11 protein-coding genes and 1 tRNA gene are annotated in these 16,012 nt (G+C 68.6%); 7 read left to right on the top strand and 5 right to left on the bottom strand.

Annotation, left to right across the window (positions count from 1 at the left end; genetic code table 11):
- Positions 1 to 282 precede the first annotated feature (282 nt).
- A complete protein-coding gene (locus GOAMI_RS17535) occupies positions 283 to 708 on the top strand; it encodes an HIT family protein (protein WP_006437913.1) in 426 nt (141 codons plus the stop codon).
- Positions 705 to 1,481 (top strand): SIR2 family NAD-dependent protein deacylase, encoded by a 777-nt coding sequence (locus tag GOAMI_RS17530; protein ID WP_006437911.1) that lies wholly within the window; start codon positions 705 to 707, stop codon positions 1,479 to 1,481. The genes GOAMI_RS17535 and GOAMI_RS17530 overlap by 4 nt, the downstream gene beginning before the upstream one ends.
- Before the next feature lie 23 nt (positions 1,482 to 1,504).
- Here GOAMI_RS17530 and GOAMI_RS17525 read toward each other — a convergent pair whose 3' ends face one another.
- The 3 genes from GOAMI_RS17525 to GOAMI_RS17515 form a co-directional block, all read right to left on the bottom strand.
- Entirely contained in the window at positions 1,505 to 5,659 is a 4,155-nt protein-coding gene (locus GOAMI_RS17525; RefSeq protein ID WP_006437909.1) for a PDDEXK-like endonuclease domain-containing protein, read from the bottom strand.
- Positions 5,660 to 5,732: 73 nt separating this feature from the next.
- On the bottom strand, positions 5,733 to 6,023 hold the full coding sequence (locus tag GOAMI_RS17520; protein ID WP_006437908.1) for a rhodanese-like domain-containing protein: 291 nt from the start codon (positions 6,021 to 6,023) through the stop codon (positions 5,733 to 5,735).
- A 249-nt stretch (positions 6,024 to 6,272) separates the two neighbouring features.
- Positions 6,273 to 8,042, bottom strand: coding sequence for a DEAD/DEAH box helicase (locus GOAMI_RS17515; RefSeq protein WP_006437906.1), 1,770 nt, complete (start codon positions 8,040 to 8,042; stop codon positions 6,273 to 6,275).
- A 232-nt stretch (positions 8,043 to 8,274) separates the two neighbouring features.
- Here GOAMI_RS17515 and GOAMI_RS17510 point away from each other — a divergent pair, with 232 nt between their 5' ends.
- From GOAMI_RS17510 to GOAMI_RS17495, 4 genes are all read left to right on the top strand, one after another.
- Positions 8,275 to 10,062, top strand: coding sequence for an AMP-dependent synthetase/ligase (locus GOAMI_RS17510; RefSeq protein WP_006437904.1), 1,788 nt, complete (start codon positions 8,275 to 8,277; stop codon positions 10,060 to 10,062).
- Between the two features lie 106 nt (positions 10,063 to 10,168).
- Complete coding sequence (gene opgC, locus GOAMI_RS17505; RefSeq protein ID WP_006437903.1) at positions 10,169 to 11,395, top strand: OpgC domain-containing protein; 1,227 nt, start codon at positions 10,169 to 10,171, stop codon at positions 11,393 to 11,395.
- Positions 11,392 to 12,582, top strand: coding sequence for a trans-sulfuration enzyme family protein (locus GOAMI_RS17500; protein WP_006437902.1), 1,191 nt, complete (start codon positions 11,392 to 11,394; stop codon positions 12,580 to 12,582). The genes opgC and GOAMI_RS17500 overlap by 4 nt, the downstream gene beginning before the upstream one ends.
- 59 nt (positions 12,583 to 12,641) lie before the next feature.
- Entirely contained in the window at positions 12,642 to 13,514 is an 873-nt protein-coding gene (locus GOAMI_RS17495; RefSeq protein WP_006437901.1) for a DUF1206 domain-containing protein, read from the top strand.
- Here the strand turns inward: GOAMI_RS17495 and GOAMI_RS17490 are convergent.
- Positions 13,492 to 15,087 (bottom strand): DUF7782 domain-containing protein, encoded by a 1,596-nt coding sequence (locus GOAMI_RS17490; RefSeq protein WP_006437900.1) that lies wholly within the window; start codon positions 15,085 to 15,087, stop codon positions 13,492 to 13,494. The genes GOAMI_RS17495 and GOAMI_RS17490 overlap by 23 nt on opposite strands.
- A gap of 194 nt (positions 15,088 to 15,281) precedes the next feature.
- On the opposite strand from GOAMI_RS17490, the gene GOAMI_RS23075 reads away from it, so the two are divergent.
- On the top strand, positions 15,282 to 15,797 hold the full coding sequence (locus tag GOAMI_RS23075) for a hypothetical protein (RefSeq protein WP_006437899.1): 516 nt from the start codon (positions 15,282 to 15,284) through the stop codon (positions 15,795 to 15,797).
- A 43-nt stretch (positions 15,798 to 15,840) separates the two neighbouring features.
- Here the strand turns inward: GOAMI_RS23075 and GOAMI_RS17480 are convergent.
- Positions 15,841 to 15,922 (bottom strand) — tRNA-Leu (locus GOAMI_RS17480).
- Positions 15,923 to 16,012: the final 90 nt, after the last annotated feature.

Raw genomic sequence — 16,012 nt, 5'->3', positions numbered from 1 at the left:
ACACACGAAAGTGAGGGATTCGTCATGTTTCCGGGTGACCTACCGGTATACCCTTCAGTAACCCCGCGGGTAACTTGAAACACCATGTCAACGACCATTCGAAGGGTTGCGAAACCGCCAGGCCAGGCAACGTACCCGGGCGCGGGTCGGCGGCCGAGCGCGCGCTCGGTCAACCGTTATGAAACCGTGATGTGATCCGGGCCACCCCGGCGTTTCGACGGTGAGCATGCGTCCGTCGCGAGGTGCCCCGGCGCACACCGCCCGTGCCCTACAGTCGGGCGCATGAGCAGTTGCATCTTCTGCGCCATCGTCGCGGGCACGGCTCCGGGCCGGATCGTCTACTCCGACGACGATGTCGTCGGTTTCCTCGACATCCGGCCGGTCACACGCGGGCACACCCTGCTGGTCCCCCGCGTCCACTCGTCCGGCCTCGACGACCTCGACCCGTCCCTCGGGGCGGCCCTCTTCGCCGCCGGCCAGCGGGTCGGGTCGGCCATGAGGTCCGGACCGATGGCCGCGGACGGGGTCAACCTGGCCCTCAACGACGGCCGGGCCGCCTTCCAGACCGTCTTCCACACCCATCTCCACGTCGTGCCCCGCCGCGACGGCGACAAGCTCAGCTTCGCCAAGGGGCTCGTCGTGCGCCGCGATCCGAATCCCGACAAGACCGCCGACCTCGTCCGCGCATCCCTCGAGGCCGCGGGATGACCGGCCTGATCATCCCCGAGGCGGTGATCGATCTCGTTCGGGGCGCCGAGTGGATCACCGTCTTCAGCGGGGCCGGCATGTCCGCCGAGAGCGGGATCGCGACCTTCCGCGACGCGCAGACCGGACTGTGGGAGACCTTCGATCCGGCCGAACTCGCCACCCCGGAGGCGTGGGAACGAGACCCCGCCCTCGTCTGGGGCTGGTACCGCTGGCGCGCCCGCGAGGTCCTTGCCGCCGAACCGAACGCCGGACACCGCGCACTCGCCGAACTCGGCGCCTCCCGCACCGTCATGGTCGTCACCCAGAACGTCGACGACCTGCACGAGCGCGCCGGAAGCGACGTGGTCAGCCACCTCCACGGCAGCCTCTTCGCGCCGCGCTGCTCGGTGTGTCACACCCCCTACGACGGCCCGGACGCACGGCCCTCACCGACCGATCCCGACACCGAACACCTGCAACCCCGGGTGACGCCGCCGACCTGCCCGCGCTGCGGCGGCGACGTCCGCCCCGGTGTCGTCTGGTTCGGCGAGGCACTGCCGACCGACGACTGGCAGCGCGCCGATCAGGCGTTCCGCGCGGGTGAGGTGGTGATCGTCGTCGGCACGAGCGGCATCGTCTATCCGGCCGCGTCACTACCCGAACGTGCTGTACGCGAAGGCATCCCGGTCATCGAGTTCAATCCCGCCGAATCGTCGGTGTCCGAATTGGTCACCCACAGTCTGCGGGTCCCGGCCGCCGAGGGGCTGCCGGCCCTGCTCCGCGCGCTGGACTGACGACCCGCGTCACTTCCCCGCGGTCAATCACCCACGGTCAGGTCGATCGGGGTCCACGTCGGCGCGTCCTCCGCGGCCGGCCGCTGGGTGAGCGAACCGGGCTTGCAGCCGCGCGCTTCGAGGGCCACGGCCACCGCGTCGATCACCCGGTCCGGATCGAGTTCGAACTCCGACTCGCGGACCCGCGCGAATTCCCATCCGCAGCGCCGCAATTCACGCTCGCGCTCCAGATCCGAACGGGCCTGACGCCCGGTTCCCGGGAACGCGTCGGGATCGCATTCGACGGCCATCCGCGCGTCGGCGCCGAGTACCACCAGGTCGATGATGCGGTTGTTGACGGTCACCTTCGGGGTGACGTGATAGCCGAGTGCCGCGAGACGGTTGAACACCCGCTGTTCGAGCAGGTTGTCGAAGGGTTCGACACGACGGTCGTCGGGGACGTCGGTCGGCATCGGGCTGATCGCGAGACCCTCATGGGCGGTGAAATACGACAGCAATGAGTACCGGAGATCGTTGTGCCGCAGGTCGTCCAGACCGATCGAGTGGAACAGCCAGACCTGGTCCATGGCCCGGGTGGCCGCGACGTTGATCCGTCGCTGCGACTCGGCGCGGGTCAATGCCGAGATCGCCGATGGGTCGGAGACCACCATCGACAGGAAGACGACGTGGCGCTCGTCGCCCTGGAAGTCCGGCGGGGTGCCCACCCGGATGCGCCGGGCGCGCCACGCCTGCGCGTCGAGTCCCTCACGCAGGGCCCGCTCGAGGGCCTCGGCCTGCTTGGTGCCCTGTAGTGCGATCACGCCGAAATCCCGGCCATCGTAGGCAGGATCGCCCAGACACCGCCGGAGGGCCTCGACGATCGCCTCCACCTCGGCGTCGTTGACCAGTCCGGAGCCGCTTCCGGTGGCCTGACCGTCGACGGCGACCGTCCTCAACGGCTCGAGCCGGTCCGAACCGTACTGCCGCACCGGGATCAACGGCGCGTTGCCGTAGAACTGCTGCGACGAGAACTCGATGATCTCCGGCATCGACCGGAAATGCTCGCGCAGCCCGACCACGTTGCCGAACCGGCTGCGGAGCAACGAGAACAGACTCGACCGCGGGGTGAGTCCGTCGCGGAGGTAGGTCGGCAGATCCGGGAGCGCCGCGTCGAGTTCGGCGAAGGCGTCGTCGAGCGTGGTGCCCGCGAGTCCCACCGGCGCACACTGCTTGTCGTCGCCGACGACGATGATCCGAGGCGCCAGCCACAGCAGGAAGGAACTCGTGATGTCGGCCTGCGACGCCTCGTCGACGATGACGACGTCGAAGGAGTGCCGCCGCGGCGGAAGCGTCTCCGCCACCTGGCTGATCGACATGATCCAGGCCGGGATCGCGTTCTGCGCCACCGACATCGCCTCGCGCGCCGCACGTCGGAAACGGTTCGCGTGCTTACCCGATCCCTTGCCGAGGTTGATCATGTGGTCGCGGTAGGACTGCAGCGCCTGGATCTCGCCGGTCGTGGTGCGCACCAGCAACTCCCGCCAGGCACGTGCCGAGGCGAGCCGGGTGGTCAACTGGGCGATGTCGACCTCGATGGCATCCAGGTCGGCCTGTATCCGGGCTTCGGAATGCGGATCGCTGCGCTCGGACACCCAGGTGTGGGCGTACCTCCACGCCCAGGCGGCGGCCATCTCCCGCGCACGATCCGACCAGACCGGATCGGAGGGCGTCGCCCACATCGTCCGGGCCAGTTCCGGGGCGCGACTCTTCAGACGCAGTTCGAGCAGATCGAGGGCGGTCTCCGCGTTCGCCTGCTCCCGGGCCCGGAGGAATGCCCTGCGCGCCGAACGGATCGCGTCGGCATCGGCGGTACCGAGCGCGGCGAGCAGCGCGTCCCCCTCGGGCGAGGGACCTTTCTCCAGCTCGGCGGCGAGCCCGTAGGCGCAGTCGGCGAGCTCACGTTCGGCCAGGGCGGCGTCGTTGGCGGCCGCGATCGACCCGGCCTGCTCGGCCACCTCGGCGATCTCGCCGACGCTGCGGGGTCGCGGGCCGCCGGGGCTGATGGCCTCGAGTTCGTGGACGAGGCGGTCGCGGCCGGTGACCAGCCGCGAGATCCACGCCAGCTGGAAGTCGAGTCGGACGAGCTGATCGACCTGCGCGGACCGGGACCCGGAGGCGTCGACGGGTACATGGAGATCGGCCAGGATGCGATGAACCTGGTGGACGGCGTCGACGACCGTCAGGTGGTCGGCGACGCGCCGCAACGATGCCTCGTCGGTCGGGACACGACCGTCGACCGTCGCCCGCACCGGCGATTCCTCGACCGCTCGCTGCTGCGGAGATCGACGTAGCCGGCCCCGCCACTGGCCGCCGTCCGCCAGATGGTCGGCCGCCGCGTCGAACAACGCCGCATCGCCCGGTCGGTCTCCGTCGACGAGGACCGTGTGGGCGCCCAGCTCGCGGTCGCGCCGAGCGGCCTCGGCGATCACCGGGGACAGCGTCGTCACCCGCGACCACAGGTGGGCTGCGCGGCCGGCCAGCAGACGGTCGGCCATGTCGACCATCGGGGCGGGGAACGACGACACCTCACCGGCGGCCACGCCCAGCTCCTCGCAGAGCTGCTTGATGGAGAGCAGTCGTTCGCTGTCGACGCCGTCGAGAGACGGCAGCAACGATTCTGCGCCGTGATGGGGCTCGTGGGGGCGGGCGGCGATCCGCGCGCAGATGGTGTCCATCTCGGCGGGCTCCGGCAGACGGCCGGCGAGGTCGGGGAACCGCTGGGTCAGCCGGCCGGTGTCGCCGCCGGTCACCTTCAGCAGTTCGACGAGCCGGGAGAACTCGCCGGAGTCGAGCGGCGGGACCGCACCGTCGAGTCCCGGTGGCATCCAGTCATAGCGCTCGGCGTCGCGCTTGACCTGGCGCACGATCTCGGCCGGGGTGCCGCGGTAGTCCCCCGCCACCCACTCGTGGACCTCGGTCTCTCCCGCCCGGAGATCCCAGAGCGCACGCATGATCTGGTCGCGCTGGTGCAGGGCGTGGTCGCGGCGGGCCTCGAGGTCGGCGATCTCGGCGTCGGCGACGGACATCGAGAACGCCGACTTGCGTGCCGCGAGGTTCTCGACCACCGACACGATGGTCTCGGCACGGTCCTGGGAGATGTCGGCGATCGACACCGTGAGTTCCCGCAGCGCGGGCGGGAGCATGTCCCGCAGCACGTGGAGCGCGTGCGCCTTCTCACTGACGACCAGCACGCGCTGACCCTTCGCCAGCAGCGCCGACGTCAGGTTGGCGATGGTGTGCGTCTTGCCCGTCCCGGGCGGTCCCTCGACCACCACCCCGCTGTCGTTGCCCAGCCGGACCAGCACGTCCCGCTGCTCGACGTTCGACGGTAGCGGGAAGAGCGCGTCGGCGATGAGACGTCGGGGCGAGAGCACATCGGGGTCGTCCAGGGCGGCGAGCCGGTCCTCGGCGTCGATCGGCCTGACGAGCTGGGCCAGACCGACGGGCACGCTCGAGCCCTCGTCGCGCAGGTCGTCGATGATCGCGTCGTAGAAGGCGAGCGAGTTCTCGACGCCGCGGCGCCGCAGGACGATCGCCGGCCGCATGTCGAGCGCGAGGGTGGCGCGGTCCGCGTCGATCTCGATCTCGCCCAGCCACTCACCCACGAGGTCGGTGACCTTCTTCACGACCACGGACGGCTGCTCGGCGAGTCTGGTCCGGGTCTTCACCGCTCCCGCGAGTTCCAGTCCGTCGACCGCGGCGAGGAGATGGGTGTCGTGCATCGTCGGCGCGGATCCCGCGCCGAGTGACAGCCGGATGGCGCCGGACCCGTCGCGGTCGGCGACCACGGCCTGGGTGAGCAGATGCTCGCGGACCAGGGGTTCGGCGCCGGCATCGTCGTGAACCGTGACCAGAGCGTTGGCCAGGACGAGTTCGAGCGTGTCGGGACTCGCGGACAGTTCGTCAACGAGGCGTGCGACATCGGCGTGGACCGCGTCGGCGGAACCGATCTCGACGACGACCTGCCCCGGCGCGGCCGCGGGCCGTACCGGGACCGGCGTCGAGGCGCCGACCCAGACGTGGCCGGCGTGGTCGTCGATGTCCCGGACATCCCCGGAGCGCGAGCGGACGACGTCCCGCAGGAACGCCATCAGCCGGGCGACCTGGTCTCGCAGCGTCTCGCGAGTGTCATCCTGCATCCGATGGGTTCCTCTCGTAGCCGGCGTTCCTACGCTACCAAGCCGCTGGTCAGAGGAACGGTGGTGGAACCTCTCAGGTGGTCGAGCGGAGCGCGCGGTACCCGCCGTCGACGTAGCGGACGTTGGTGTACCCCAGGTCGGCGATCTGCTCGGCGATGCGCGGCGCCTCCGAACTCACCGACACCACGGCGATCTCCGTGTCGCGCGCGATCTTTTTGCGTCGCGCCTCACCGGCGTCCCGGATGACCGGGAAGGTTCCGGTCGGGGTGGGACTCAGGAGGTCGGGAAGCTCGCTGGGTTCGACCACGAAGGCACCGGGAAGACTGCCCTGGTGGCGCACCACCTGCGGGCGGGCATCCACCATGACCGCGTTCCCTGCGCGGCTGTGGTCAATTGCTTCGGCTGCTGAAATTGCACTCACCACTGACACTGGTGACTCACCAATCCTGTGCTCACTCGTAATCGTCTGTCACATCCACCGGCGTATCCGCCGATCGGGATGGACACCTTGAAGACCCCCGCTTCAAGGTTACGGAATGATCTCGGTTTGACAAGTTCCGTCACTGCCATTGCGGCACGCCGAGCGAAAACCCCCGCTCGGCTCAGTGCGGTATCAGGACCGGCGACTGCGACCCGCGACCCGCGGAGACGGCCGCTTGCCCCAGTTGTCACGCCCACCCTGCGGTCCGCCGCGCTTGCCGCCGCGGGTGCGCGGGGAGCCGAGGTCCTTCCGGATGTCGATCGGGTTCTTACCGATCTTGGTGTGGCGGAGCGACGACAGGGTCTCGTTGTCGAGGTCGTCGGGCAGCTCGACGAGACTGAAGTCGTCGCGGATGCTGATGTTGCCGAAGTCCGCGCGGGTCAGGCCGCCCTCGTTCGCGATCGCGCCGACGATCGCACCCGGGGACACCTTGTGCTTGCGGCCGACCGCGATGCGGTAGGTGGCGAAGCTCGCACCGGGCCGGCGCGGGGTGCGCTCCCGTTCACGGTTCGCCCGCTTCTCCGACTCCGGCGGATCGGGCGACAGGAGGAACCCGCCGTCGCGTGTCTCGAGGGCCAGCGCGGCAGCGATGTCGGCCATCGCCACGTCGTTGTCGCGGGCGTAGTTCTCGATGAGACCGCGGAACAGGTCCAGGTTGTCCGAGGACAGGTTCTGGGTGATCGACTCGCCGAACTTCGCGACACGCTGCGCGTTCACGTCGTCGACGCTGGGCAGGCCGATCTCGGTCAGTTCCTGACGCGTCGCCCGTTCGATCGCACGCAGCAGGTGGCGCTCACGCGGCGAGACGAAGAGCAGCGCGTTGCCCGAACGTCCGGCGCGGCCGGTGCGTCCGATCCGGTGCACATACGACTCGGTGTCGTGCGGGATGTCGTAGTTCACGACGTGGGAGATCCGGTCGACGTCGAGACCGCGAGCGGCCACGTCGGTGGCCACGAGGATGTCGATCGAGCCGTTCTTGAGCTGGTTGATGGTCCGCTCGCGCTGCGCCTGAGCGAGGTCGCCGTTGATCGCGACCGCGGACAGTCCGCGCGAACGGAGCTTCTCCGCGAGCTCCTCGGTCGCCTGCTTGGTGCGGACGAACACGATCATCGCATCGAATTCCTCGACCTCGAGGAATCGGGTCAGCGCGTCGAGTTTGCGCTGGTGGGACACCTGCAGATAGCGCTGCGTGATGTTCTGCGCGGTCGCCGTCTTGGACTTGACGGTGATCTCCTGCGGCGACTTCAGGTAGCGCTGGGCGAGCCGGCGGATCGAGCTGGGCATGGTCGCGGAGAACAGCGCGACCTGCTTGGTGTCCGGAGTCTCGGCGAGGATGCGCTCGACGTCCTCGGCGAAGCCCATCGTGAGCATCTCGTCGGCCTCGTCGAGCACGAGGAACTCGAGTCCGGAGATGTCGAGGGTCTTCTTGTCGAGGTGGTCGATGACACGACCGGGCGTGCCGACGATCACCTGCGCGCCGCGCCGCAGGCCCGCGAGCTGCACACCGTAGGACTGCCCGCCGTAGATCGGCAGGACCTTGACCTCGGGCATGTGCGCGGAGTAGCGGCCGAAGGCCTCCGACACCTGCAGGGCGAGCTCACGGGTCGGCGCGAGGATCAGCGCCTGGGGCGTGCGGGCCGAGGTGTCGAGCCGCGAGAGGATCGGGATCGCGAAGGCGGCGGTCTTGCCGGTGCCGGTCTGCGCCAGGCCGACGACGTCGCGGCCGTCCATCAGCGGCGGGATCGTCGCCGCCTGGATCGGCGAGGGGGTCTCGTAGCCGACGTCGGTGATCGCGGCGCGGACTCGCGGCTCGATGCCGAGATCGTCGAACGAACCACCAGGGGCGTCTTGTGCGGAGGTGTCAGCCGGCGCGCCGTGCTCGCCTTGTTCGGAAGTGCTCATGCGCGGGTCTCATTCATCGGACTCAACTGTAATCGCACCACCCCGGAATGTCGGCATCGTGCCACGATCGCGTCACATAGCGCAGCTGAACAGCGAGTAAGGCACTGTTGGCGGCACGTGTGATGCATCACACCGATACTGGTACTGTCAGTGCCACTCAAAGGCGTAGTGCCCGGTCACCGCGGACCTGACGCCGGAAATGTCCAGATATAGTTGCCGTCACAGGAGTGCCATGCAGCAGCAGTACGCCACCCCGTCCGATCTCACGATCGACGAGAAGGCGAACCTCGTCGACTCGATCCTTCGTTATCGGACCGAGCGGCCCACGATGCCCCTCTTCCGCAAGCGCTCCCACAATCAGTGGATCAACGTCACCGCGAAGCATTTCGCCGACGAGGTCGACGCGGTCGCCAAGGGACTCGTCGCGTCGGGCATCGAGCCCGGCGACCGCGTGGCGATCCTGTCGTCGACGCGGTACGAGTGGACCGTTCTCGACTACGCCATCTGGCGCGCGGGCGCATGCACCGTCGCCATCTACGAGACCTCGGCCCCCGATCAGGTGCAGTGGATCCTCGAGGATTCCGGAGCCAAGCTCCTCTTCGTCGAGGACCAAGGCCATTACACCAAGCACATCCGGGTGATCGACGAGACGCCGACACTCAAGGAAACCCTGGTCATCGACGAGCACGCGCTGCCGACGATCACCAAGCGCGGCGCGAAGACGGCCGACGACGAACTCGACCGCCGCTACGCGAATTCGCTGTCGTCCGATGCCGCGACCCTCATCTACACCTCGGGCACCACCGGTCGCCCGAAGGGTGTCCTGCTCACCCATGCCAACTTCATGGCCGAGTGCGCCGCCACCCGCGACGCCGTCGGCGCCGGTCTGGCGGAGGGCAAGACCACTCTGCTGTTCCTGCCCCTCGCCCACGTCTTAGCCCGCGTCATCGCGGTGGCGAGCGTGGAGAACGGCGTGATCCTGGGCCACACCAACGACATCACGAATCTCGTCAACGACTTCGCGGCCTTCAAGCCGCACTACGTGCTGTCGGTCCCGCGCGTCTTCGAGAAGGTCTACAACTCGGCGAAGCAGAAGGCCTACGACGGCGGCAAGGGTTCCATCTTCGAGAAGGCCACCGACACCGCCATCGAGTACAGCACGGCGATGGAGGCCGGCAAGATCGGCCTCGGCCTGAAGCTCCGCCACGCGTTGTTCGACAAACTCGTCTACGGCAAGCTCCGTGCAGCACTCGGCGGTCAGTGCGAGGGTGCGATCTCCGGCGGTGCACCGCTCGGCGCCCGCCTCGGTCACTTCTTCCGCGGTGTCGGCATCCCTGTCTACGAGGGCTACGGATTGTCGGAGACCACCGCCGCCGTCACCGCGAACAACGAGGAGAACCAGAAGGTCGGTTCGGTCGGCCGCCCGGTCCCCGGTGTGACGATCGCGATCGCCGACGACGGCGAGATCCTGCTCAAGGGACCGGTCGTCTTCGGCGGCTACTGGCGCAACGAGGCCGCGACCGCCGACGCGATCCGCGACGGCTGGTTCCACACCGGTGACATCGGCACCCTCGATGACGGCTACCTCTTCATCACCGGCCGCAAGAAGGAACTGATCGTCACCGCGGGCGGCAAGAACGTCTCCCCGGCCCAGCTCGAGGACTCGATCCGCGCCCACCCGATGGTCAGCCAGTGCCTGGTGGTCGGCGACAACAAGCCGTTCATCGCCGCACTGATCACCATCGACCCGGAGGCCGTGCCGGGCTGGCTCGAGCGCCACCACCTGCCCGCCGACACCCCGCTGTCGACGCTGATCGAGAACGCGGACCTGAAGGCCGAGATCGACGCCGCGGTGAAGGACGCCAACAGCAAGGTCTCCAACGCCGAGGCGATCAAGAAGTTCACCATCCTCGACACCGACTTCTCGATCGAGACCGGTGAGCTGACGCCGACGCTGAAGCTCAAGCGCAACGTCGTCCACGACGCGCACAAGCAGGCGATCGCCGACCTCTACACGTAGGCGCCCGCGTCAGATACACACAGGCGTCCACGCGTAGGCGATTTCCGTCACGACTCACCGCGGCCCGGGATGACTCCGGGCCGCGGTGAGTTCTATCTTCAGATCAATGTCTCAAAAACGAGGGTCTGGGAACCGAGATCTCGCCATCGACGCCACCCGCGGGGTGGCGATCTGGAGCATGGTCACCGCACACTTCGCCACCGACGCTCCGCTGGCGTCGCCCACGCACGCGTTTCCCTACGTCGACGGCATGTCGGCGTTCGTCATGCTCTCGGGCATCGTGCTGGGCCTCGTGTACCAGCGCTGGGCGACGCGTCACGGGCTGCGGTACGCCTACGTCCGGCTGGCCAAACGGATCGCGGTTCTCTATGTGTGTCAGCTGGTCATCGCGCTGGTCGCCGTCGCGGCAGCACTCGCGGGGCACCGCTGGCTGACGCTCCTGCTCCCGGTCGACGGCTGGATCGACGGCATCTGGCTCTCGGTCACGATGCAGTACCTGCCGAGCGGCGGGAACATTCTGCTCCTCTACATGGTGCTGATGGTCTCGGCGTTCGCCCTGTTCCCTCTCCTCCAGCGTGGCTGGTGGGCGTGGACCGTCGCCGCTTCCCTGGCGTTGTACGCACTCTCGCTCGTCTGGTCCCCGGACTGGTTCTACGTCAGCGCCTACCAGGCGGCCCCCCACATCCAGAACGTGGCGGGATGGCAGATCATGTTCATCCCGTCGGTGGTCATCGGCTGGAACTGGTCCCGCTGGCGTGTCCCGGAGTTCATCGACCGCTGGCTCGTCGTCATCGTCGCGGTCGCGGCGACGGTCGCGCTGTTCTTCCACTACGGAGTCGACGTCGGGCCATGGGCGCACCTCGAGCCCGCCATCGCCGACAAGCTGGACTTCCGGCCCGCACGCGCCATCGGCGCCTATCTGGCGATCCCGGCCATCTACGGAGTGTTCCGGCTGCTGCTCCGGTGGTGGCATCACGACTGGCTGCGTCCGCTGGTGATGACGGGAACCCGGAGCCTCGACTCGTACGTCATCCAGGCGATCGCGCTGGTCGTCGTCCCCATTCACATCGCTCACCGCCCGTGGGACACGATCACGATGCAGGCCGTCGCGCTACTGGTCTTCGGCATCTGCTGGGCGTGGGCGGAGTTCCGGTATTTCACCCACATCGACAAACTGCACAAGGTCCCCGGGCGAGTCGTGCGTGGCGTCCTGCCACACCGTGACGCAGCCGAGCCGGGTCCCGTCGCCGACGACGCCCCTGGTGTCGAGACCTATCTCGAACCCGGAGTGCCGGCCGACGATCAGCCGCAACCGACAGGAGCACATGCATGACCAGCGAGACCATCCCCGGTGACATGACACGCAGCGTGCATGCCGGGAACGACTCGTCGGGTCCGTCGGTCCGCACGCCCATCACGATGGCGAACTCGTATCACCTGCCGCCCGAACCGGAACAGATGAGCTGGTCGGGTACCGAGCAGCTGTTCTACACGCGCAACACCGGTGCGAACCAGGTCGCGCTTCAGGAGAAGCTCGCCGCGCTCGAGGAGGCCGAGGACGCCGTGGTCCTGGCGTCCGGCGTCGCGGCGCTGCATGCGGTGTTCTTCACCTTCCTCTCGACCGGCGACCACGTCGTCGTCTCGGACACGACCTACGAGGCGACGTGGAAGCTGTGGGCGGAGCTGTTGCCGGACAAGTACGGGATCGAGGCGACCTTCGTCGACATCACCGATCCCGAAAACGTCCGGGCGGCACTGCGTCCCACCACGCGGCTGGTGGCGGTCGAGACGATCGCGAATCCGACGACGAAGGTCGGGGACATCGCGGCGCTCGCCGACATCGCGCACTCCGCCGACGCCCTGCTCCTCGTCGACTCGACCTTCACCCCACCTCCCCTGTACCGGCCGCTCGCCGACGACGCCGACCTCGTCGTGCATTCGCTGACCAAGTACATCAACGGTCACGGTGACGCGATGGGTGGCGCGGTGCTCGGTCGGTCCGAACTGATCGGACGGATCAGAGAGCAGGCGATGGTCGACGTCGGCGGCGTGATCTCTCCGTTCAACGCGTGGCTGATCGCCCGAGGTGCCATCACCCTGCCGCTTCGACTGGCCCAACATCAGCGCAACGCCGAACGCGTCGCCGCCTTCCTCGACGCCGACCCGCGCATCGCCTTCGTGCGCTATCCCGGTCTCACCTCCCATCCCGAACACGAGCTTGCGGCACGCCAGTTCGGCGGACGTGGGTTCGGCGCGATGATGGCCTTCGCCGTCCGCGGGGACTCGGCGACCCAGAACCGTTTCGTCGGAGCCCTGAAGGTGATCACGTCGGCGGTGTCGCTCGGCCACGACGAGTCGCTCATCGTCCACGTCGGACCCGAAGGGCCTCGCGTCGCCGCCTATCCCGAGCCGTTCCGGAGATGGGGGCACCTGAGATTCTCCGTCGGCCTGGAAGACGCCGACGATCTGATCGCCGACCTCGCCCAGGCTCTCGACGCAACCTTCCCGAGCGCCGGCTGAGCGCGCGTATCGTTCGAGGCGCCGGCCTTTCGTTCACCCCCCGGCGAAAGGCGGCGGCAATGTCAGGCAACCCGGTCACCGGCGCGGTCGATCGCGCCACCGAGAGCCCGTGGTTCGAGCATGTGGCGCGTGCCGGCCACGCCGTCAGCGGGCTCCTCCACCTGCTCATCGCCTACATCATCGTGCGACTCGCATTCGGTGACACCGGGACGGCCGACCAGTCCGGGGCGCTGGGGATCTTCGCCGGCAACCCCGGGGGCCGGCTCGCGCTGTGGGTGGCCGCCGCGGCTTTCGCCGGCCTTGCCCTGTGGCGGATCGCGGAGGCGATCCTCGGGCCGCACCCGACGGAGCCCGGCAAGGAGAACGACGGTGCCCAGGACTGGCTGGACCGCGGGAAAGCACTGTCGCTGGCCGTCGTCTACGTCGGATTCGCCTGGACGGCCGTGCAATTCGCTCTGGGTAGCGGCCAGTCGAGCGGAAAGCAGAACGCCGGACTCACCGCACGCCTGATGGAATCCGGTGGTGGGAAGTTCGTGGTGGTGGTGGCCGGTCTGATCATCATCGGCGTCGGCGTCTACCACGTGTACAAGGGCGCGAGCCGCTCGTTCCTCGATGACCTCAAACCCCCCATCGGTCGCTCGACCTCCGATGACGTCACGACATCCCGGGCCGGGGCGGCGTCCGGCGACCGGGCCGCGACCATCGCCGGGGTGGTCGGCTACTGCGGCAAGGGACTCGTGCTGATCGGTACCGGCATCCTGGTGATCGTCGCGGTGGCGACCGCCGACCCGTCGAAGGCGAGCGGGATCGACGGCACGGTCAAATCACTGGCCGAGCTGCCCGCCGGACAGGTGCTGATGATCCTCGCTGCGATCGGGATCGCCGCCTACGGCGTGTACTGCTACTGGCTCACCCGTTACGCACGGATGTGACCGACCCCGACAGTTCTCCGTCGGCCTCGTAGAGAATCCCGCGTCCGATCGCCTCGCGGACCACTGGCAGTGCCGCGGCGGCCAACGCATCGGCGTCGACACCGTGGAAGCCGGCGAGCAACTCGATCAGGGCCTGGAGCGGAACCTGCCCGCGACATCCGGCGAGCAGTGCGCGTGACACCTCGTCGACGCCGAGAACCGCGGCGGGACCGCCGGGGCGGCGGACGGCGGCCCCGACCTGTTGCCAGCCGTCCGCGCCGGGCAGCGAGTGTTCCTCGAGCATCACCGGCGCGACCGAGAGTCGCTTGTCCAACAGTTCCGCGTCGGAGGTCTCGCGCAGGTATCGCCTGCGGGCCAGGAACGCCTGGGCCTCCGGGCCGGTGACCTCTTCACCGGCACCGGTGATCTCCTCGATCACGACGTCGGGTTCCCGGTCCTCCCCCGCCTCCGGCGCGCGGACGGTGATGGAACCCATGCCGATGGCCACGATGTCGTTGTCGTCGAACCACTCGAGCCACTGCTCCCCGCGGCGGGCCGCGGCCTGTTCGTCCTCCCCGGCGTCGGAGAGCCACAGGGACACGTAGCTGATCGGATCGGCGGCCTCCCGCTGGACGACCCAGGCATCGAGGCCGGTTCCGTCGAGCCATCCGCGGACCCGGTCACGCCAGTCCGCACCGTCGCGGATGATCCAGTTGGCCAGGATCTGGGCGGTGCCGCCCGGGTTGAGGTGCGCCGGCAGCTCGCGGATGAGCTGCTCGCACAGCGCATCTCCGACGACGCCGGAGTCCCGGTAGATGTAGTCCTGAGTGCCGGTCCCGACGACGAACGGAGGGTTGGAGACGATGAGGTCGAAGCGCTCTCCGGCCACGGGTTGGAACATGCTTCCGGCGCGCAGATCCCACGACATCCCGTTGAGGCGGGCGGTCGCCCGCGCCAGCGCGAGCGCCCGTTCGTTGGTGTCGGTCGCGACGATCTCCGCGCAGTGCGAGTTCAGGTGCAGCGCCTGGATGCCGCACCCGGTGCCGATGTCGAGGGCCCGTCGCACCGGTTCGCGAATGATCGCGCGCGCCAGGGACATCGAGGCCCCACCGATGCCGAGCACGTGGTCGCGGGCCACGGGACCGGGCCGCATGGCGGCGTCCTGATCCGCGACGACGAGGAAGTCGTGGGTCTCGTCGGCGTGCGGGCGGATGTCGAGGCTCGCGCGTATCGCTCCGCCGTCGAGCCGGGTGAGGACGCCCTGGGCGACGAGTGCGTCGACGCCGACGGACGGGAACGCATGGGCGACGACGTCTTCCGGTTCGTCCGAGCCGAGCAGGAAGAGCCGGATGACGGTCGCGAGGCGCGACTCACCGGCACCGCCGTCACGCTGTTCCGCCGCGGTCGCGGCCACCGCGGGCCACCACACCCCGCGCAGCAGTGCGGCGTGGACATCCTCCCCGAGGAGTTCGGTGACGCCGTCGGTTGTGTAACCCGCAGCGCGGAGGTCGGCACCCAGGGCGTCGACGACCGTGTCGTCGGTGAGCGGATGAGAGGAGGGATGACGCGCTGTCACCTCGTTGAGGCTACTCATCGTGCGACGCGCGACGATCGTGGAGACCCTTGTCGTCAGCAGGCAACAATTCCGGCGCGGCAACGATTCGGTTCCATTCGGGATGACAACGCCTGTATTCAGTATGATCACCCCTACGGCCTGGTCAAACGTGCCACTTCGGTGCGTTCGGCCATCCGGAGAGCACATTCCCTGACCGGAAGGACGGCAACGCGATGAGCGCACCGGAGAACAGCGGCGATCTCGCGAGCGACGCGGTGGACACGGAGAAGGACGTCATCGACGCCGACCTGCCGGCCGATGACGAGGACGCAACGGTGGAGATCGCCCCGGAGGTGCTCCTCGCCGAAGACAGCAGCACCGACGACGCGGCCCCGGTCGAGGAGGCCCCGGTCGAGGAGGCCACTGCCGAGGACACCCCGGTCGACGCTCCGGTTGACGAAGCGACCACCGAGCAGTCCGAGGAGTCCGACGCGGACGACCTCGCCGACGCCGCGGATCTGGAGGGTGTGCACGTGTCGTCGCGGGTGCGGGTGACACTGGAGGACGGCACGACGCGCGAGGGTGAGATCGTCGACGACTTCGCCGACCTCGCTCCCGGCGACCAGACCGTGGAGGCGCGCATTGACGAGGATCACACCGCCCGGCTGCGGCGCTGGGCGATCTCGACCGACGACCACGACATCGTCTTCGCCGACGACGACGCCGTCGAACTCCTGAACGTCTCGTAGCAGCAATGCGCGCCACGGGGCGCGCATCCTCTACGAAATCCGGTGCGCGAGGGGGGACTTGAACCCCCACGTCCGTAGACACTGGAACCTAAATCCAGCGCGTCTGCCAATTCCGCCACTCGCGCTCGGTGCGTTCCCGGTGTGGAACCGGGCTCTGCACTGTAACGGCGACCACCCTACCGGCCGCGTTCTGATCATCGCAGGCCAGGTACCTT

This window comes from Gordonia amicalis NBRC 100051 = JCM 11271, assembly GCF_000332995.1.
In the GTDB taxonomy this organism is placed as follows: Bacteria; Actinomycetota; Actinomycetes; order Mycobacteriales; family Mycobacteriaceae; genus Gordonia; species Gordonia amicalis.
Note: the sequence above shows the minus strand (reverse complement) of the source record. Positions and strands in the feature narration are given on the sequence as shown.

Bases quoted from the DNA above. Each gene is read 5' to 3' on its own strand.
- GOAMI_RS17530 (WP_006437911.1), top strand. From the start codon at position 705: ATGACCGGCCTGATCATCCCCGAGGCGGTGATCGATCTCGTTCGGGGC.
- GOAMI_RS23075 (WP_006437899.1), top strand. From the start codon at position 15,282: ATGAGCGCACCGGAGAACAGCGGCGATCTCGCGAGCGACGCGGTGGAC.
- GOAMI_RS17500 (WP_006437902.1), top strand. From the start codon at position 11,392: ATGACCAGCGAGACCATCCCCGGTGACATGACACGCAGCGTGCATGCC.
- GOAMI_RS17490 (WP_006437900.1), bottom strand. From the start codon at position 15,087: ATGAGTAGCCTCAACGAGGTGACAGCGCGTCATCCCTCCTCTCATCCG.
- GOAMI_RS17515 (WP_006437906.1), bottom strand. From the start codon at position 8,042: ATGAGCACTTCCGAACAAGGCGAGCACGGCGCGCCGGCTGACACCTCC.
- opgC (WP_006437903.1), top strand. From the start codon at position 10,169: ATGTCTCAAAAACGAGGGTCTGGGAACCGAGATCTCGCCATCGACGCC.
- GOAMI_RS17495 (WP_006437901.1), top strand. From the start codon at position 12,642: ATGTCAGGCAACCCGGTCACCGGCGCGGTCGATCGCGCCACCGAGAGC.
- GOAMI_RS17525 (WP_006437909.1), bottom strand. From the start codon at position 5,659: ATGCAGGATGACACTCGCGAGACGCTGCGAGACCAGGTCGCCCGGCTG.
- GOAMI_RS17510 (WP_006437904.1), top strand. From the start codon at position 8,275: ATGCAGCAGCAGTACGCCACCCCGTCCGATCTCACGATCGACGAGAAG.
- GOAMI_RS17520 (WP_006437908.1), bottom strand. From the start codon at position 6,023: ATGGTGGATGCCCGCCCGCAGGTGGTGCGCCACCAGGGCAGTCTTCCC.
- GOAMI_RS17535 (WP_006437913.1), top strand. From the start codon at position 283: ATGAGCAGTTGCATCTTCTGCGCCATCGTCGCGGGCACGGCTCCGGGC.